Source organism: Pantoea sp. GD03673 (assembly GCF_029844725.1).
Taxonomy (GTDB): Bacteria; Pseudomonadota; Gammaproteobacteria; order Enterobacterales; family Enterobacteriaceae; genus Pantoea.
This window is the reverse complement of record NZ_JAOCKJ010000003.1, coordinates 67,005-84,763: the sequence shown is the minus strand read 5'-3', so window position 1 is coordinate 84,763 and position 17,759 is coordinate 67,005. Positions and strand designations below refer to the sequence as shown.

The window sequence follows — 17,759 nt, the reverse complement described above, 5'->3', positions numbered from 1 at the left end:
TGCCAGTTTAAACAGGGTGATTTGAGCCACAAGTCACTGGCACTAACTTAACTTAAATATCGATACGCCCTAACCTATCATGGCTACAAATCCTGATGCAGCAGGAATGTGTGGAGAAAATTATGTCGCGTTTAATAAGTTTATCCGCGTGGGCAGAGGAAGAATTTGATGATCCAATACCCAGCACCCCCACGCTTTTGAAGTATGCAAAGAATGGCATGATATCACCTCAGCCATTGAAAGCTGGACGCTGCTGGCGCGTAGAGAGAACGGCAAAATTTATTGGACTTTCTGCTGCGCCAGTAATCAAAAATAATGATGATAAGAGACTAAAAAGGATTCTTGAAGATGGCTCGTCCTCGTAAGTACAACGTGACGATACCCGGGTTATCGTGTTTTACAGACGTCCGCACTAAACGCGTGTACTGGAGGTTTAAGCATCCAGTGACAGGAAAATTCCACGGACTGGGAACGGATGAGGCAGAGGCTAAAGCAATTGCAATCGAAGCAAATACCCGACTTGCTGAAAACGCGATGAAGAATATGGTCCGGGTGCGTGATTGCATAGCAGAAACGGTAAATCATTCAATCACTGTCACTGGCTGGTCTGAACGCTATATTGCTTTACAGAGCCGGAGGCTTGGAGATGGTGATATTAAGCAATCCACATTTAAAGTCAGGCGTCTGGTTTCAAATCTACTGGCTAGCGAGATGGGGATCAAAGGACTGGATTTAGTTACAGTGCGAGACATACACACGCTTATGGAAAGCTACATCAACCAAGGCAAATGTTCCATGGCAAACACAATCAGAAGCGTAGCTGGTGACTTTTTTAGAGAAGCACAGCTTGCAGGAGAGTTTAATGGGAGCTTTAATCCGGCCCTGGCCACAAGAGTTCCTAAAATAAAAGTTATGCGGTCACGTTTAGACATGAACAAATGGCGTGATATTTATGATATAGCAATTAGCACTCATTATATTCAGCGAGCAATGCTACTTGCCGTCATAACAGGACAGCGCAGCGGGGACATCTCAAAAATGAAATTTTCTGATATCTGGGATGATCATCTTCACGTCGAGCAACAGAAAACCGGCGTAAAGATCGCAATTCCACTTTCGTTAAGGTGTGATGAGTTACGCATGTCTTTACGAGATGTTATCTCACAATGCAGAGATAAAATACTGAGTCCCTACATAATCCATCATCATCACGATAGTGGCCACGCTAAGAGAGGCGGGCAGGTTCATACTGATTCTCTTGGGATGCATTTCAGAATTGCTCGGGATGCTTCAGGAATAAGCTGGGGAGAGAAAACTCCTCCAACTTTCCACGAGCAGAGGTCGTTGTCTGAAAGGCTTTACCGGGCGCAAGGGATTGACACTAAAACCCTGCTCGGCCATTCAAGCCAAAAAATGACGGATAAATATAATGATGACCGGAATTCTGGCTGGAAAATGCTGGCTATTTAGAATGCAATTTTGCAGGGGTTTTGCAGAACAGGTTTGCCGCAAAAGAAGCATTAAAATGCTGGGTGTTTATTTCAACAAAAACATGGGGTTAAAAGGTTTTTTTATTTTCATCCAATCAAAAAAATCATATCTAACGACTATCGGTGTTGTAATCGGTTCCGCCCACCAAGGACGGGATAATTAGCATAAGGAGTGAAGCACGCACATTAGTTGAGACCAAAATAGCGATCACCTCAGCGCGTCATCGCCATGACAGAGAGATCGTCCAGCGTCAGGGTCTCGCCATCATAGCGATGTCGCAGCAGGTGATAGCTTTCGCATTCGATGATCGCCTTAACCGCATCTGAAAAGGTATTCATGGCACTGCGCATCTGGCTCAGATAGTCATGGGTGTCATAGACCCGATCGATCCCTTCCAGCGCATGGTTCATGATTTTGCGGGCGACGTCATTCGGCGTGTCGAGCGCAGAGAGTTTTGATCGGGCGGTACGGCGCAGGTCGCGTGGGGTAAACGGCTCCAGTCCCAGCCCACGCGGGGCGCGGATCATCCGCCGCAGCGCCTGATTCAGCGCGCCTTTGGACAGCGGCTGTTGGGGATCGCGGGGTGCGGGAACCAGCCAGGGCGAATCTGGTTCGGCGGCACTGAGCAACGCTTCAATGCACTGCCGCATCAGCGGTGAAATCGGCAGCACATGCTCGCGCTGCGATTTATTACGGGTGCCCTGCATCCACAATCCGAGCTGCAGATCGAATTCCGATTTCTGCGCCTGCACAATTTCATCCGGCCTTCGGGCGCTGACCAGACATAAACGCAGCGCCCAGCGCGCCTGCTCCGACAATGCCCAGTTATCAAGACCGTGCCAGAAAACCCAGATCTCTGCATCGGTCAGCTGCCGACTGCGTGGGGGTGTAGCGCGACCCGCAACGTCCCGCTTTTTCATGGAGGCAATAGGCGAATGATCGAGGTAACCCTGCATTTCAGCCCAGGAGAGGAATTGTTTGGTCAGCGCGAAAACCCGGCGCGCCTCCTCTTTCTTTCCGTCGGCAATCAGAATGTTGTAAAGCCGGTTTAGGCGTAAACGGTTCAGCGTTTTAATTGGCTGCGATCCAATGCCGGGCAGGACGTGTTTCAGCAGCGACGAAATGGCGATCTCAGGACGCCGGCGGCTGATCATCAGCGACAGTTTTACCCAGACCTTCATCACCTGCTCTACCGTGCCGTCGTCACCAAAATTATCCAGCTCGCTAAGCGACGCAGCGTTAACCTGCTCCAGCCAGATAAGGACATGGCGGCCAACATGGGCCGAACGCGCTGCAGTGGTGGTTGAATCGGTTATCACATTGCTACCTGTTAAACGCTTTAAAGCCGCCATTCTAACCATCAGCATGCTGTGACTCCAGACCTGATAAGTCTGGCGTCACAAAGACTCGTTTTGAGCCATTCTGGGGAACTTTCAGGGTCATGGACAGAGAACCAGGACGGTGGCGTATTTTGTTCATCTCTCCCGCAGATCGATGAATTAACAACCCATTGTTAGGGAATGTAAAGGTCTCTTACTGTGATATACAATGATAACTATTATCATTATCATACGCATTTGCTTACATACCTTAATAATTCAGGGAGATTTTCTAAGTGAATGTAACCATGCGTGTCCATAAGCGCCCTGTTGCGCTGCTGCTAGCCGGTTTATTGAGTACGTCTGCCAACGGCGCGACGCAGGAAGAGACGGAGAAACTGGCGGATGATGAAACGATGCTGGTCACTGCAAAGCAGGAGCTCAAACAGCAGCCCGGCGTTTCGGTGATTACCTCGCAGGACATTGAAAAAAATCCACCGGTCAACGACCTCTCAGACATCATCCGTAAAATGCCGGGCGTCAATCTCACCGGCAACAGTGCCAACGGCGTTCGTGGTAACAATCGTCAAATCGATATTCGCGGCATGGGGCCGGAAAACACGTTGATTCTGATCGACGGTGTGCCGACGACCTCCCGCAATTCGGTGCGTTACAGCTGGCGCGGCGAGCGTGACTCCCGTGGTGACTCTAACTGGGTGCCACCTGAAATGGTTGAACGCATTGAAGTTATTCGTGGACCGGCGGCAGCCCGTTACGGTTCCGGTGCTTCTGGCGGTGTGGTTAACATCATTACCAAACGTCCGACGAACGACTGGAGCGGATCGCTGTCGCTCTTCACCAACCAGCCGGAAGATAATAAAGAAGGCGCAACCCGACGCGCCAACTTTAACCTCAGCGGCCCGCTGGCGGGCGATGCGCTGACCATGCGGCTTTATGGCAACATCAATAAAACTGACAGCGACGCATTTGATATCAATCAGTCACAGAATGGCTCAGGCGCAGCCGGTCGTGAAGGCGTTCGCAACAAAGACATCAACAGCGTGCTCTCCTGGAAAATTACGCCATTACAGGTGCTGGATTTCAGTTACGGCTACAGTCGTCAGGGCAATATTTACACGGGCGATACCCAGTACAGCAACGGGGCCGGTAATGCGCTGATTGAATCCCTCGACGGGTCGGAAACCAATCGTCTTTATCGTCAGACCTGGGGCCTGGCCCACAACGGCATCTGGGACTGGGGACAGTCGAAACTGACCTTTAACTATGAAAAAACCAATAATACCCGCCTGAACGAAGGCACCGCAGGTGCAGGTGAAGGCCGGATCAACAGCAATACGTTTTCAACCAGTCGCTTCGAAAGTTACCGGGCAGGAGGCGAAGTCAGCTTCCCGGTGGAACTGCTGCGTGAACAGACCGTTACGCTGGGTGCCGAGTGGAATCGTGATGAGCTGAACGATCCTAACTCAATGAACGGCACCAGTGCGCCGGGCGTTTCGATTGGTGATGTAAGCGGTAATGCGGGCAGTCGTAACAGCCAAAACAGCGCAACGATAAGTTCGCTCTATGTTGAAGATAACATCGCTGCGACCGACAGCACTGAAGTGATCCCCGGTCTGCGCTTTGATTATCACGATACCTTTGGGGCGAACTGGAGCCCGTCACTGAATATCTCTCAGATGCTGGGAGACAGCTTTACCCTGAAAGCCGGTATTGCCCGTGCATTTAAAGCCCCTAACCTCTATCAATCCAGCGACGGTTATTTACTGGCTACACGAGGCAATGGCTGCCCGGTCAATGTGGCGAGCGGCAGTTGTTATCTGCTGGGCAATCAAAATCTCGATCCTGAAGTCAGCGTTAATAAAGAGCTGGGTATTGAGTTCAGTCAGGATGGCTATATTGCGGGCGTCACCTGGTTCCGCAATGATTATAAGAACAAGATCGTTGCCGGGACCGATGTGCTGGGGTACGCCTCTAATGGCAACAATATTTTGCAGTGGAGCAACGGCGGCAAAGCAGTGGTTGAAGGTCTGGAGGGTAACGTTACGATACCGCTGGTCAGTGACGAACTTGAATGGCGGACCAATGCCACTTACATGATCGAGTCAAAGGATAAAAAGACCGGCAATCCGCTGTCGATCATTCCGAAATACACTATTAACACCATGCTGGACTGGCAGGTGACGCAGGATTTCTCCACCAACGTTAACTGGACCCTGTATGGCCGCCAGAAACCGCGCCAGTATGCGGAATCGCGTACAGAAAATGGCGCAATGTCGAATCGTGAGGTTGGAGCCTATTCTGTTTTTGGCGTTAATTTCAATTACGACATAACCAAAAATCTGCGTGCTAATGCCGGGATTAATAACCTGCTGGATAAACAGCTCTACCGTGAGGCGGATGGGGCATCGACCTATAACGAGCCGGGTCGGGCTTATTATGCGGGTCTTACCCTGACATTTTGATCCACTGAAGCGCTTCCGGCTGGAAGCGCTTTTTTTATCCGGGAAAACCCCTGCTTCTCCCGGACTCTTATTCGCTACTTGAAATCAACCTGCATCAATTCGGCAATTGTTGAATCACGTGTTGTCAGCACACAGCGATCCAGGTAGTCGGTAAATCTGGACGGTTTATTCATGCCCAGTTGCAGCAGTCTGGAATTATCAAACACCACATTCAGGTTTGAGAAGTGCCCATACAGGTTCATTGCCCGCAGCATGATTCGTTCGTTGCACGGGCCGAAAAGATCCTTAAAGGTTCTTCGGCTGTCTGAAAGTTGCTTATAGGACACCTTTTGATAATCGCCGCCCAGCGCCCTGCTCCCTGACGCTTTGGCCATTGCCTCATCTATTTCTGCAAACGTGACACTGCTCTGTGTTCCGGCAGAAATGTGAATGACGTCATTAATGACATTTTCAGCGTCAAGCAGCATAACCAGCGCATCCGCGCAGTAATCAACGGGAACCACATCAATACGATCGTCCAGGTCGCAGGTAAATTTACCCAATGCCAGTGCCATGCGGAATACCCAGAAAATACTGGCTGATGGCAGACAACCCTGATCGGAATGCCCCACAACAATCGACGGCCGGGCAATAACCAGTGGCAGATGGGGTAGCGTTTCGGTCATGAGCTTTTCAATCGAGGCCTTACTCCAGGTGTACTCGACAATATGCTGATCCCGGGTGGAATTCAGTCCCCCCTCTGTGACCAGCGAACCGGGTTCTGGTGCGCAGGACATCGCAGTACCCACGTGAATAAATTTCTGTAATCCTTCTACACGGCTCATCCGCTCAGCGAACAGGAAGGTGCCTTCTACGTTCACTTTCCAGATTGTGGGATTGTTACCAAAAGAGGCGACGGCGGCGCAGTTAATGACATGCGTAACGCTATTCAGGCGTGTGTCATCAATAAAGTTTTCGGTGAAAGCCAGATCGCCCAGAATAATATTCTCAGGTGTTATCCTGTTGATTAATGGGGTATTTAAACCAAAGTTTTTCAGGTTTGCTTTAAGCCTGTTTAACCCTTCATCAACGGTTTCGCCTCTGACCAGCAGCAGCAATCGATTCTGAACGCTGTTCTGCAATAGCTTTGCGACAAAAGCCCCGCCTAAAAAACCTGTTGAACCGGTAATAAGGATATTTTTCATAATGGTGCCATTCAATCTGGTTAAAGAAAGGAAAGCATTAACTAACGTTTTCCCGGGCAATTAAACAATTCAACTAAATGAATCAATCGTGTAATGACGTTTTTACGTATCAGTGCGCTAACCGGACCAGTATAAAGCTAATAGTTAACGCCAGGCTAAACAGCACCACAGGTATTTCAGTAAATCTTTCATTTATATTTCGTTTATTTATTTTGATGGCAGGATGTGCAACGGGCACCTATTTTAGATGGCCTTCCAGAACCTTCACAGGCCCCCCTCTTAACTCAGACTTAATTTTAATTTCTTTGTAAGTGGGGTTACTCAGTCATTTATAACGTTATTTCATTAAGAATTTATTAAGAAGCATCTAGCCGTGATAACGTATTTACAGGTTAAACAAAGATGCTTTAAATAAATGTAATGCACGATTGTTTACCCGGCGTTTAATTATCTTCCTGTAAGCCTCGCCCCATTGATGAGCGATTACCCGGTCTGTGAGGCATGCTAAGGCATAAAATAAAAGCGAGCGTGTCGCGTTTCAGGCAGATCACGTTAATTTCTCTGTAAAGCACCGCATGACTTCGTTGCAGCAGCAGGTCTGATGTTATTAAACCCGCAGTCGTGAGCATCTGTTGTAAGACCAGGCCAGATATTACATGGCCTGATCTCACTGCCGGGTCAGTTGAAAATCGATCGCCTGATTAAAAACACATCATCCGGCCGGGTTATTTTATGAAAAGCGTAACGACAGGTAACTAACGTCGTGATTCCTGTATCCCGGCGAGCGAAACACCCTGAATCCTGGCTATGCTCAGCGGAGTTCAACCTGCAACTATGACGACCAGGATATAAAATGATGAAAAAGTTATCAGTTATTGTTATGGCAACCGGTCTGTTTTTGTCCGTGAATTTACAGGCTAATGCCGAGGGATGTCTGAAAGGAGCCGCAGTGGGCGGCGTGGCAGGTCATGTTGCTCATCATGGTGTCGCCGGGGCCGCAGCAGGCTGTGCAGTCGGTCATCATATGGCGAAGAAAAAACAGAAAGAAGCGGAGAAAAATCAGCAGGCTCAGTCAGCACAGAAATAAGCTGAGCTGATGCAGAAACCAGAGCCGATGACCGGACGAGGTGTTGTCCGGTCATTATTTGTGCCTGAGCGTTGAATTCTGGACATTATTCCGCGTTACGCGCTTTCAGCTTCCCGAACAACCCTTCGTCGGGAAGTCATACTGCTGATATTCTTGCCCACCCTTCTCATAACGAAACTATTAAATACATGCCTGTGAATTTGGCTTTGAGGAAGAAACCTATTTTCCGAACTGGCGCAGTGCGATGAATATGAGGCTTTACATTATGATGTTAATGTAAACTGATGAGTTTTTCAGGCTGGTTTTTGAGATAAAACGCTGATCCCCCTGATTAACATCACCTTTTATACTGGCACTTATGTCAGTGACCAGACGTTTGAATAAGGCACGCATATCTTTAATTTTGTCAGCGGAAAAGATCTTTTAAAAAAAACGCCCCTTATCACTCCAGCCGCATAAAATCATCCCGTCGGTGCATTCAGGCAAGACCATTGTGCTTCTTCTCTTTCTTCGCCGGACAAGGGTGCCCACCCCGATCATGAGGGAGCCTTAACCGCAATACTCCCGGCACTATTTTGGGTGCTTTCCAGGAGCGTCCTGATAATAAAATCATTACTTTGTCTTAGTTGTTCATGCTCTGGCTGAAGCTTTCCATATATCCTCATACCCTCAAGCATCATAAATACGCTTCTTGCCATTACGCTCGCGTTTTCATCCTGACGAAAGACCCCCTGCTGCTGCCCTTTTATTAAAATGCGCTCTACTTCATCAATGATATGATTGAATTTTTCAGACACTTTCTTTCTGACCTCTTCATCACCCGGCAAGCGTTCACTGGCCGCCGCAATGGTGAAGCAACCTCGTGCTCCCGAAGGCGCAGAAGATAACTGAGCCGCAAAGTCGAGCATTTCTCGCAAGGCGGCTTCTGGCGACATTTCCGTCTTTCGCTTTAGTGATCTTGCACTGCCCTCATCCATATAGCGCTGCAAAGCAGCAAGATAGATAGCGCGCTTATCCGGGTAAAGTTTATAGATGCTGGCACTTGCCAGCCCTGACGCCTTCATCAATTCAGCCATGGATGTGGCCTGATATCCCTTCTGCCAGAAACAGTCGAGTGCCGTGTCAAGGAACGCTTCTGGATCAAACTCTCTGGGTCTGCCTGCCGCTGATTTCATGTCACCCCCCTGTGCTGATGATCGATTGTAGATCGATCAATCTACAATTAAAAGAGTTTCTGTCAGCCTTATGCCAGCTGGCTGATTGTTAAGGGAAACCGACGTAATCAGACACAAGCCGCCGCCCTGCGGCGGGGCAATAATTACAAAGGGGTTACGCTCAGCACGTGATGATGAAAAACGTAAGGATCGGATAGCAGTTCAAAGCGGTCATCGTCAGGATACGTCACGGCAATCTGATACTTTTCACCTGCAAACGCTTTGATCGCCGCTAAGTCTTCCCAGTATGTCGCCAGAAAAAAATGTTCCCATTCACCCTGCGTTTCCCTGCGGACACGGGCTCCCAGACTCCCTGGCGTTCCTTCTGAATGTTCTACCCCGGTCTTTTGCAGATGATTTGCAAAGGCTTCTGCATGCCTGATCGGAACGCATCCGTGCCATGTTCTGACAATCATTTCACTATTCTCATGTTGTGGGAAACGTAAAACATAAATAAATGCCATGCGCTTTGTCTATGAAATGACACGCGTGATAATCTTAAATCATCAACTAATTATTTTTCCCCGCAGCGCCTGCAGGTTCAGGCAATGTGTCAGGCGCACTGATTATTTTGCGTCATAAACGTTTTATTACTGACTCAGGGAGTGAGTGACTGATGAATTCTTATTCGACACCTCGTTTAGCGCTGATCATCTCCGGTGCGCTGGGCTGCTTAGTGACTTTTTTTGTGTGGCGCAATGAAATCGATCGCACGACTTTTCTGACTAATCCCCTCCTCCAGGCACTGTGGAGTGCCGTCCTGCCTCTGGGACTCTCTGTTTTTTTGATCATTAAAAAATGGGGCAAGGGAACGGCTATCAAAGGCATTTTGAATAACATCAAACTTTTCGCAGGGGCTGTTCTGATGGTGGCCTTTCTGAGCTACATGCTGCTCACCACGATTGTCTGGCTACTTCCGGGTACCCTCAGCACCTATACAGAAGTAAGCGAGTTTTCAGGCGGCGGTCGTAACAGCTGTTCTGGCGCAGACGTTAACGACCCGGATCTGCAAAGACGCATAAAAGTGTGTGAACCTGCGGGTAATTACTTTGGCGGCGGACCGCTGCGCGTGACCAAACGCAGCAATACGGCAGGCATGACCATTGTTAATGCCGTCATAAAAGACTGACCCCAATCATGCCCTCTTCGCTGTATCTGAGGCTGGAAGACCGGGCCAGACACCCCTTGCCGAAACATACACCTCGCCACAACGCTATTTCACGGACGCCTGACTTCCTGCCAGGCGTAATAACAGCAGGATGCCTGATTCGGCGTTGATGATGGCGTTTTAAAGGATGATGTAACTAAGTTGGGTAACGGGCGCTATGGCTATCCTTCAGAGATGTCGGGAGAATTCATCGCGCTTGCAGCCGTCGTCATAAGATGAAAATGCACGACACCCTGTCTATTCTTTCTTCCGGGTTATTTCAGACCTTCCTGTCTGTTGACGCTGGTCTTCTTTACCCTGCGCGTTCTTCCTTACCATGATGTTTGAATCAATTATCGACGTGACCCGTCCGCATTGTTATTCGCTATTTTCAGCTGCGCGCGTTCATTATAAAAACGCCGATAAGATAACCAGACTGCGATAATCGTTGAAAGACTGGCGGTCCCAATTAGCATAAACGTCACCATAATCTGGTATTTGATCGCCTTAAGTGGATCGATGCCTGCAAAAATCAGCCCGGACATCATACCGGGCAGGCTGACCAGCCCGACGGTTTTAGCGGCATCTACTGTCGGGATCATCGCGGTGCGAATGCTGTCCGCAATGATACGACCGGTAGCCAGCCTCACCGAAGCCCCCAGACTCAGCATCTCCATAATTCTCTGCTGGTTATCGCTGAAGCGCTGATTCAGGTTACTGTAACAGAGCCCGACGGCGACCATAGCATTCCCGGCGATCATGCCTGAAATGGGAATGACCTGCATCGGCACAAACGCTATTGCACCGCTCAGTACCAGAGTCGTCAGTGTTATTCCGGTGCCGCTGAAGATTGCGATAAACGCTATTGCGAAGGCGTTCTCAATGTTTCGGCCGCGTTTACGGGCGTTGATCGCGGCATTCACGCAGATAAACAGCACCATCACGACCGTCAGCCAGCTGTTATTCACATCGAAAATAGACTTCAGCACAAAACCGACAATCACTAGCTGAATAACCGCCCGACAAACACTCCAGATGATATCTTTGCCCATGCCCAGTTTTTCTTTCTGGCTGATAAGCAACGCGATGAGGACCAGCGACAGGGAAAGTAACAGCGAGGTGTCGCTGATATTATGCTGATTCATGTTCATTCCCCTTTTCTGGCGGCGCAAGGCGCAGCACATGCCCGGCCTGCTGAATATCGCTGACATCATGGCTGATGCGTACCACGGCGACCTTCTCTTCCGCTGCAATCCGGTTAATCAACGCCAGGACGGCCAGCCTGTTCTCTTCATCAAGGGCGCTGGTCACTTCATCCAGTAACAGCACGTCAGGCATAAACTGCAGGTTGCGCAGCAGCCCGACACGCTGTTTTTCTCCGCCTGAGAGCTGTTCTACAGGCTTATGCAGCATGTCCGGTGCGAGGTTGATGCTTTCCAGCGCAGCAACAAGCTTATCCTGCTGTGGCTTCTGACGGCGAATCTGCCAGGGCAGCGCAAGGTTGTCATAAACCGTCTCACCAAAAAGCTGCGGCGTCTGAAAACAGTACGATACCTGCTGACGGTAGGTCTCAGCTTTCAGCGTCGTGATGTCACTGTTCCTGTAAAAGATTTGGCCGGTAGTCGGAGTGATAAGTGACGCAAGCATTTTCAGAAGTGTGCTTTTTCCGCTGCCGGAGGGACCGGTCAGCAACACGCTGTCGCCCTGGGCTAATTGCAAAGAGACAGGTCGCAGTAACTGACGATTCCCGACTGAAAAAGTGACGTCCTGCACATCCAGCAGGGGCAACGCTCTGTCCATATTTACGCCTCGGGACCCGGAATGAGTGGGAATGACTGAAAAGCGGGAGTGATGGCGCACAGGCTGCGTACCTTTTGTGTGCGTCACTCCTCTTACTACAGGTTAAGGCATTACCGTGCGGCTGTTGCGCTTTCGCGTATAAAAAACCCGGTAAGCTGCAGCCGGTCAAAAATCTGGCATGGTGCCCGGCCAGGGGACTGAATCAGGGTGGCAGACCGGCTGCCACCCGAACATTATTTGTTTTCCCAGCGGGTAGAAACCGGATTGCTTACGCTGTTTTTTTCCTGCGTATAGGTGCCGTTCTGTTGCGCAATGGCCTCGCCGGTATCCACAATCGCGTTCTGAATAAAGACGTTCTGCTTTTCATTTCGGATAAAGGTTAACTGATGAAAGGCCGTTTTATTGCCCCAGTCAGCCGAAGGCAGAGAGATAAAGCGCACGGTGAAGGTTTCATCATCAAACCTGCCCTGCATGACATAAACGCCGTAATGGTTTTCGCCCTGAGAAATAATCTTATAGGTGCCGTTGTCATAATAATAAATCTCAGCATCCGGAAACGGCTTTTTGTCATACATTTTGCGGTAGTGCAGCACCTGTTTGATGGTGGGCTGTCCAAAACTGACGGTTAGCTTGTTACCCTCTGCCGGTGTTGTCAGACCTTCAGCATGAACACTGCTCATCAGCATTAACAGGCTGGTCGTGACCATAGTGGTTGCTTTCACTCTATCTCTCCTTCGCGGATTGGGGGGACAATAGCGTAAAACACCCACGAACTTACACGGCAACCAGTGTCGGGTGAAGAGGCAGCTAACACCTTATTACACATTGTTATCATCACCACAGGTGACCAGATTGTTACGGAAGCTGACAGCAAATCGATGATCGGCTATCAGGGGTTGCTGCAGCTGATAATTACCCGCTCTGAATCACCGATGGCCTGCTGCTTAGACTGAATCATTGACCGTGACCAGACCAGAATTAACGGCTATTTACCTGAGCGTTGGTCAGGCAATATTCCTTCAGCATTGGTCTGACACGCATTTAATTAAGCAAACTGGCTCCGACGTTCACCGATAAACCCAGAATTGCCAGGTTGAAAATGAATGAGATAACAGACTGCAACAAGGCCAGTTTGCGCATCCCGGTTGTTCCGGTGGCGACGTCAGCCGTTTGCGAGGCAACCGCGATGGTGAAAGAGAAGTAAAGAAAGTCCCAGTAGCCAGGATTTTTCGTTTTATCCGGGAAGATCAGCGGACTCACGCTGTTATCCCGGTAAAGATAGTGCTGGTGGGCATAATGCATCGCAAATGCGCTGGGCAACATGGCCCAGGATGCGATGAGTGTCATTGCGGTCAGCAATAAATGCAGCAGTCGCGGCGTGCCGGAAAGCCCCTTCAGAGTGGGAAGTTCACTCAGAATGGCCACAATACTGACCGTACAGGCCACGATCACGATGCCCAGCACCAGTGCGGCACTCTGGTCCTGCTGGCGGGCAATGCGCCTGATGCCCGCCGCATCGGTGCGCAACATGCGAATCCAGAGAATACCGAGATAAAGCCACGCCCAGACATTCCAGCTAATCAGCAAACGCTGCATCTGGCCTTGGTGTTCAGAGAGCAGAAAATAGCAAATCAGCCCGGCAGTGATGGAGAGCAGCAGACGCAAGCGAGCATAAAGCGTGGAGGTTAACGATGTCGGCATCATGAAACCACTGTGGTTCAATCGGAGTGCTATCAACTGTAGTTAACGTCAGGTGAAAATCCTGGTCAGGCATTAATTCTTACACTTTTCACGGACAGGTGAGGGTTTGATGCCGGAACACGGAGAGGGTAAAAATCAGCGCAACGTTACGTGGAGAAAATGTCACATGATGCCGGGATCAATGAATCCTGTTTGCCGCAAACATAATTCAGGTTCAGGGACGCTGACAGCATTGAATACGCCATCATTGAATCAATCCATAATAAATAAAGCTGACTGCACGGGTGGCACAGTATTTCAGCGATGCCTGCCGTGTCAGCAGGCATTATTAATCGGGCTTGTAGCGGTATATTCAAAAAGGGGTCCGGTCATGCCGGACCCCAATGTTGTGCAACGCATGATTCAGGTTACTTTGACATCTGCTCGGCAGATTTAAGATGCTGCTCTACAACCGGCGTGTGCGCATCAGCCAGCGTCTTAACATCGGAGTCGTTGATTTTCATCGCGTCACTTTTTAGCGTGGACAATACCATTTTATGATCCATGACGCCTGCGTGTTCCATATACATTTTGTCAAAAGCACTGCCGCTCTGCTTTTCGAGTTTACCGGCCATAACCTTGTGTTTAGCGTCGGGTTCAGTGGGCAGTGTTACGCCTTTTTGCTGAGCCACCGCCTTAACTTTGGTCAGGGCGCTACCGTGATCGTCGACCATCTTCTGAGCAAACGCCTTCACTTCAGCACTTTCCGCTTTGTTCAGCGCAATTTTCGCGGCGGCTATTTCATTGATATTGGCCTGCGCCATATCTTTAAGCGCTTTTTCGTCACCTGCGCTGAGCTTATCCTTCGCCACCGTCTGCTCGGTATTGCCGCCCTGCGGAGCGGCCGTTTGCGTCTGGGCCTGAACGCCAGCGGTACTGAACATGCCGACGACGGCAGATACAGCCAGCAGGCCTTTTAAGGTTTTACGCTTTTGCATTATGTACTCCTGAATGTCATGGGAAAGGCAGATACCAGAAAAAACGGCACGTCCTCTCAGGAAAATATCAAACGTTTTGAAAGTATAGTGGAATATTGAGTGACGACATTAATTCAGGTAATAATTTCATCGCCCCAAACCCTAATAGCCTGGTAAAAGCGTTACGCCGGGCTATTTAACGCCTTCGTTTAAATCAGGATTTGCTGAACAGCGCTGGAAATATCCTTGCTGGATTTTAAAAGCGCAGGGTGAATGTCAGCCATGAAGAGAGCCGTTTTATCTTTCCGGCATGAAAATACCGCTTCGGTAATATTAACGTTGCGCTTCGTTTAATCGTCGTTATATTGCTGAATAACAGTGGGTTCATTTATTGGGTAACCTCACCCCGAGGAAGAGAGCGAAACGCGCCACTGAAGCATTCAGCATCGAATTTCGTTTTTATTTTCCGGCGTTCCGGGTTGTTCTGAATGATGTTGGCTGGTGATAAACGTCCGGTTCACGACCTGCTTTGCCCTTGCTGAATCAATCACTGCACGGTTCAGGGGATTGCACACGTTCAATCAAAACGCGTCCAGGATGTTGATGATTGCATGCTCTGACAGGTGTCCACAATCCCGTGTCTTCAGCTATATACGCTAATCGATGCAATCAATAATGCAATCAAGTTACGCATTGATTTTTGATGTGCTATTACTGTTGTCATCACTCCTGTCCTGATAGCGAAAAATGGTTAACGCACTTTTTACACGCTGGGCAACGCAGATCCAGCAACAGACTCAGCGTCCTGCTTATCTTCGGATAGCTGATTTCATTGCTGAAGGTATCGCATCGGGTGAATTACCCTCGCGCTATCGGTTGCCTCCATTACGTGAGCTGGCAGAGATACTTGACCTGAACTACACAACCGTGACGCGGGGCTACGCTGAAGCCCGCCGGATGGGCCTTATCGATTCCCGACCAGGATTAGGCAGCTTTATCCGCAATAAAGCATCGTCAGCCTCACTCGTGCCTGTGAGCAGTTATGAGATGACGATGAATGCGCCCGTCGAACCGGCGGGTCATGCCGTGGAGGACGCGTTAAGAACCGGCGCAATAAATCTGTTTAACAGCACCGATATGCTGAGTCTGATGCGTTACCAGGATTTTGGTGGCAGCGCAGAGGACAAAGCCGCGGCAATACGCTGGATGAGTCGTAAACTGAGCATCACCAGCGAGGCTGAAGTGCTGGTTTGCCCTGGGATCCACAGCGCGCTTTTTGGTCTGATGACGCTTTTTAAACGCAAAAAAGGGTGTGTCTGTGTCAGCAGCCTTGTTTATCCGGGGATGAAGGCAATCGCAAACCATCTTGATATCCGGCTTAAAGCAGTACTTTGTGATGAATACGGTCCCGATCCGTCCGTTCTGGAGGCGCATTGCAGAGCGGGTGAAGTCACCGCGCTGTATATCAACCCGACCCTGCACAATCCGACGACGTTAACCCTGCCTGAGCACAGACGGCGAGCGCTGGCGGACGTCTGTCGGCGTTATAACATTTCGGTGATTGAAGACGATGCTTATGCGGCGCTCAGTGATGACCACCTGCCTGCCTTTGCAGAACTGATACCGGAACTGACCTGGTACGTGACCGGCATGTCCAAGTGTTTTGGTCCGGGTCTGCGGATTGCTTTTCTCAAAGGGCCCAATGGCCGCGCCACCGAACGTCTGGCGGGTGTTCTGCGGGCGCTGACGGTTATGTCCAGCCCGTTTACGAATGCGCTGGCGCGCCAGTGGATTAATGACGGCACGGCCGAGCGTATGCTGAAAGAAATTAAAAGTGAGGCAAAAATAAGGCAACAAATGGCTTCCTTCCACCTCTCTGCCTATGAATATCAGGCGGATAATAACGGATATCATTTGTGGCTGCCCCTGCCAAAAATGATTAACTCAAACTCTTCAGATGTGGCGGCCAAACTCCGGGAAAAGGGAATCAGTGCGGTGTCAGGCGTTGCCTTCTGTACTGATAATAATCCCGTCGAGGCATTGCGCCTGTGTCTGGGCGGTTCTCAGACCCGTGAGCAATGTGAAGAGAGGCTCAAAACTCTTTCTGAAATGCTGGCCGATCCCTTTTATTTTTCCGGGATGGCCATATGAACCGTTCACTTAACGCAACTGATTGTGCTGTAACGTCGACGCTGCCGTGCTCAGCGTCAACCCGTCTTTAAAATTTAATACAACTGGCTGATAAGGCTTCAGAAATGCAAAATGATCTCAACAGCGTCCTGCAGGACGAATTAAACAGAATAAACAACGCGGAGCATCGCAATGACCGTCCTTATTTCGACGTTTCATTCATCAGGCAATACCCCGGCCTGTATGGATTAATGTGTTTTCTGTTTGTTCTTACAATGAGTTTACTGCTGTACTCTGACTCTTTCGGCACGATTGAATATATTGCGTGCTGCCTGATATTTGCGGTCTGCAACTTCTTTTTCTTTTTCCACATCAACCCTTCTTATCAGGTTAATGATATTGATAAAGGTGCCTGGAAAAACTGCTATACCGGTGACTGGTACAGGGAAGTTTATGTTGGTAAAGCGTTCATAGATTCACTGCTGAACGGACATATCCTCACTGAGACCGAGAAAAAGACCCTGCTGTCGCAGTATGAGAAAAAAGGCCATCTCTACTTCGCCGATATTTATCACCTCCGTAACCGATAATGTCTCGCTCAGGGTTGCCTGTAACCCTGAGCCCCCCTTTTCAACGCTGCTCAAAGCCCGCTCGCCGTGTGCTTAAGGGTGCATCACAGCACCTTGTTGCCCCGTGCCTGCGGTAAAAGCACGTTGCCCGACGCTGTACTGCCATATCTTTCACTCCCGCACTTCATCGGCTTTCCCCATACCCTGCTTTCTTTTGCACGTCACCCTGACGATGTTTCTGATCGGCTCTGCGTAATCCACCGAGCAAAGTGGCATTCTCAGGCCAGGCTAGAATGGTTAGGTAAGCGTCAGCAAAACCCGGGTTAACGGCGCGGCTCATTACAGAGAGGACGATACAATGAAATTCGGTGTGATTTTTGAAGATACTGGCGTTGAAGAGGAACATGATTTTGATTCCAAACCGGTTGCCGGAGATTTAGTGACGTTAACGCGCGATGGGGTCGGTAAAGATTATATTGTGATTATTGAGCCGGATCCGGACCATACCCATGATGATGGACGTGATGGTCATCCGACAAAGGCCAGGGTCCGCCCTGCCTAGCGCCCGGTAAGACTCAAACCACACGGCGTGAACTGCACCCTAAACGCTGGAGATTCCACGGAGTAAGGTGCAGTTTTTATAGGCTTGTCTGAACGATGTCCGGGGCATAACGAAGG

At 49.6% G+C, this 17,759-nt stretch carries 17 protein-coding genes; 8 read left to right on the top strand and 9 right to left on the bottom strand.

Annotated features, from left to right (window positions below):
• Positions 1-122 precede the first annotated feature (122 nt).
• Positions 123-365 (top strand): excisionase, encoded by a 243-nt coding sequence (locus N5J69_RS06270; protein ID WP_279768870.1) that lies wholly within the window; start codon positions 123-125, stop codon positions 363-365.
• Positions 349-1,470 carry a phage integrase Arm DNA-binding domain-containing protein gene (locus N5J69_RS06265; protein ID WP_279768869.1) on the top strand — a complete coding sequence of 374 codons (1,122 nt, stop codon included), beginning with the start codon at positions 349-351 and terminating at the stop codon, positions 1,468-1,470. Before N5J69_RS06270 ends, N5J69_RS06265 begins: the two co-directional genes overlap by 17 nt.
• 233 nt (positions 1,471-1,703) lie before the next feature.
• Here N5J69_RS06265 and N5J69_RS06260 read toward each other — a convergent pair whose 3' ends face one another.
• Positions 1,704-2,843: a site-specific integrase gene (locus N5J69_RS06260; protein WP_279769429.1), complete on the bottom strand. Its 1,140-nt coding sequence runs from the start codon at positions 2,841-2,843 to the stop codon at positions 1,704-1,706.
• A 275-nt stretch (positions 2,844-3,118) separates the two neighbouring features.
• Here N5J69_RS06260 and N5J69_RS06255 point away from each other — a divergent pair, with 275 nt between their 5' ends.
• On the top strand, positions 3,119-5,293 hold the full coding sequence (locus tag N5J69_RS06255; RefSeq protein ID WP_279768867.1) for a TonB-dependent siderophore receptor: 2,175 nt from the start codon (positions 3,119-3,121) through the stop codon (positions 5,291-5,293).
• 74 nt (positions 5,294-5,367) lie between these two features.
• Here the strand turns inward: N5J69_RS06255 and N5J69_RS06250 are convergent, their stop codons facing one another.
• Positions 5,368-6,477, bottom strand: coding sequence for an SDR family oxidoreductase (locus tag N5J69_RS06250; protein WP_279768866.1), 1,110 nt, complete (start codon positions 6,475-6,477; stop codon positions 5,368-5,370).
• 856 nt (positions 6,478-7,333) lie between these two features.
• Between N5J69_RS06250 and N5J69_RS06245 the strand changes: the two genes are divergently transcribed.
• On the top strand, positions 7,334-7,564 hold the full coding sequence (locus N5J69_RS06245) for a hypothetical protein (protein ID WP_279768864.1): 231 nt from the start codon (positions 7,334-7,336) through the stop codon (positions 7,562-7,564).
• Between the two features lie 536 nt (positions 7,565-8,100).
• Here N5J69_RS06245 and N5J69_RS06240 read toward each other — a convergent pair.
• Both N5J69_RS06240 and N5J69_RS06235 read right to left on the bottom strand, forming a co-directional pair.
• Positions 8,101-8,739 carry a TetR/AcrR family transcriptional regulator gene (locus N5J69_RS06240; RefSeq protein WP_279768862.1) on the bottom strand — a complete coding sequence of 213 codons (639 nt, stop codon included), beginning with the start codon at positions 8,737-8,739 and terminating at the stop codon, positions 8,101-8,103.
• A 143-nt stretch (positions 8,740-8,882) separates the two neighbouring features.
• The gene (locus tag N5J69_RS06235) at positions 8,883-9,194 is read right to left on the bottom strand and encodes a hypothetical protein (protein ID WP_279769428.1); all 312 of its coding nucleotides are present in this window, start codon (positions 9,192-9,194) and stop codon (positions 8,883-8,885) included.
• A gap of 200 nt (positions 9,195-9,394) precedes the next feature.
• Between N5J69_RS06235 and N5J69_RS06230 the strand changes: the two genes are divergently transcribed.
• Positions 9,395-9,907, top strand: coding sequence for a hypothetical protein (locus tag N5J69_RS06230; protein ID WP_279768859.1), 513 nt, complete (start codon positions 9,395-9,397; stop codon positions 9,905-9,907).
• 371 nt (positions 9,908-10,278) lie between these two features.
• On the opposite strand, the gene fetB is transcribed toward N5J69_RS06230, so the two are convergent.
• The 5 genes from fetB to N5J69_RS06205 form a co-directional block, all read right to left on the bottom strand.
• Positions 10,279-11,070 carry an iron export ABC transporter permease subunit FetB gene (gene fetB, locus N5J69_RS06225; protein ID WP_279768856.1) on the bottom strand — a complete coding sequence of 264 codons (792 nt, stop codon included), beginning with the start codon at positions 11,068-11,070 and terminating at the stop codon, positions 10,279-10,281.
• Positions 11,057-11,725 (bottom strand): ATP-binding cassette domain-containing protein, encoded by a 669-nt coding sequence (locus N5J69_RS06220; RefSeq protein ID WP_279768854.1) that lies wholly within the window; start codon positions 11,723-11,725, stop codon positions 11,057-11,059. Before N5J69_RS06220 ends, fetB begins: the two co-directional genes overlap by 14 nt.
• A gap of 233 nt (positions 11,726-11,958) precedes the next feature.
• Positions 11,959-12,432 (bottom strand): hypothetical protein, encoded by a 474-nt coding sequence (locus tag N5J69_RS06215; RefSeq protein ID WP_279769426.1) that lies wholly within the window; start codon positions 12,430-12,432, stop codon positions 11,959-11,961.
• 334 nt (positions 12,433-12,766) lie between these two features.
• On the bottom strand, positions 12,767-13,426 hold the full coding sequence (locus N5J69_RS06210; RefSeq protein WP_279768852.1) for a DUF1345 domain-containing protein: 660 nt from the start codon (positions 13,424-13,426) through the stop codon (positions 12,767-12,769).
• Positions 13,427-13,833: 407 nt separating this feature from the next.
• The gene (locus N5J69_RS06205) at positions 13,834-14,403 is read right to left on the bottom strand and encodes a DUF4142 domain-containing protein (RefSeq protein ID WP_279768851.1); all 570 of its coding nucleotides are present in this window, start codon (positions 14,401-14,403) and stop codon (positions 13,834-13,836) included.
• Positions 14,404-15,129: 726 nt separating this feature from the next.
• Here N5J69_RS06205 and N5J69_RS06200 point away from each other — a divergent pair.
• The 3 genes from N5J69_RS06200 (at position 15,130) to N5J69_RS06190 (ending at position 17,643) form a co-directional block, all read left to right on the top strand.
• Entirely contained in the window at positions 15,130-16,533 is a 1,404-nt protein-coding gene (locus N5J69_RS06200) for a PLP-dependent aminotransferase family protein (protein ID WP_279768850.1), read from the top strand.
• A 104-nt stretch (positions 16,534-16,637) separates the two neighbouring features.
• Positions 16,638-17,102, top strand: a complete 465-nt coding sequence (locus N5J69_RS06195; protein ID WP_279768849.1) for a YlaC family protein — start codon at positions 16,638-16,640, stop codon at positions 17,100-17,102.
• 337 nt (positions 17,103-17,439) lie between these two features.
• Positions 17,440-17,643, top strand: coding sequence for a hypothetical protein (locus N5J69_RS06190; RefSeq protein ID WP_013196355.1), 204 nt, complete (start codon positions 17,440-17,442; stop codon positions 17,641-17,643).
• The last annotated feature ends 116 nt before the right edge of the window (positions 17,644-17,759 follow it).

What these genes read in the sequence shown, in the direction of transcription:
- N5J69_RS06195 (WP_279768849.1), top strand. Translation starts at nt 16,638, where the DNA reads ATGCAAAATGATCTCAACAGCGTCCTGCAGGACGAATTAAACAGAATA.
- N5J69_RS06220 (WP_279768854.1), bottom strand. Translation starts at nt 11,725, where the DNA reads ATGGACAGAGCGTTGCCCCTGCTGGATGTGCAGGACGTCACTTTTTCA.
- N5J69_RS06245 (WP_279768864.1), top strand. Translation starts at nt 7,334, where the DNA reads ATGAAAAAGTTATCAGTTATTGTTATGGCAACCGGTCTGTTTTTGTCC.
- N5J69_RS06235 (WP_279769428.1), bottom strand. Translation starts at nt 9,194, where the DNA reads ATGATTGTCAGAACATGGCACGGATGCGTTCCGATCAGGCATGCAGAA.
- N5J69_RS06240 (WP_279768862.1), bottom strand. Translation starts at nt 8,739, where the DNA reads ATGAAATCAGCGGCAGGCAGACCCAGAGAGTTTGATCCAGAAGCGTTC.
- N5J69_RS06230 (WP_279768859.1), top strand. Translation starts at nt 9,395, where the DNA reads ATGAATTCTTATTCGACACCTCGTTTAGCGCTGATCATCTCCGGTGCG.
- fetB (WP_279768856.1), bottom strand. Translation starts at nt 11,070, where the DNA reads ATGAATCAGCATAATATCAGCGACACCTCGCTGTTACTTTCCCTGTCG.
- N5J69_RS06265 (WP_279768869.1), top strand. Translation starts at nt 349, where the DNA reads ATGGCTCGTCCTCGTAAGTACAACGTGACGATACCCGGGTTATCGTGT.
- N5J69_RS06215 (WP_279769426.1), bottom strand. Translation starts at nt 12,432, where the DNA reads ATGGTCACGACCAGCCTGTTAATGCTGATGAGCAGTGTTCATGCTGAA.
- N5J69_RS06270 (WP_279768870.1), top strand. Translation starts at nt 123, where the DNA reads ATGTCGCGTTTAATAAGTTTATCCGCGTGGGCAGAGGAAGAATTTGAT.
- N5J69_RS06255 (WP_279768867.1), top strand. Translation starts at nt 3,119, where the DNA reads ATGCGTGTCCATAAGCGCCCTGTTGCGCTGCTGCTAGCCGGTTTATTG.
- N5J69_RS06205 (WP_279768851.1), bottom strand. Translation starts at nt 14,403, where the DNA reads ATGCAAAAGCGTAAAACCTTAAAAGGCCTGCTGGCTGTATCTGCCGTC.
- N5J69_RS06190 (WP_013196355.1), top strand. Translation starts at nt 17,440, where the DNA reads ATGAAATTCGGTGTGATTTTTGAAGATACTGGCGTTGAAGAGGAACAT.
- N5J69_RS06210 (WP_279768852.1), bottom strand. Translation starts at nt 13,426, where the DNA reads ATGCCGACATCGTTAACCTCCACGCTTTATGCTCGCTTGCGTCTGCTG.
- N5J69_RS06260 (WP_279769429.1), bottom strand. Translation starts at nt 2,843, where the DNA reads ATGGCGGCTTTAAAGCGTTTAACAGGTAGCAATGTGATAACCGATTCA.
- N5J69_RS06250 (WP_279768866.1), bottom strand. Translation starts at nt 6,477, where the DNA reads ATGAAAAATATCCTTATTACCGGTTCAACAGGTTTTTTAGGCGGGGCT.
- N5J69_RS06200 (WP_279768850.1), top strand. Translation starts at nt 15,130, where the DNA reads ATGGTTAACGCACTTTTTACACGCTGGGCAACGCAGATCCAGCAACAG.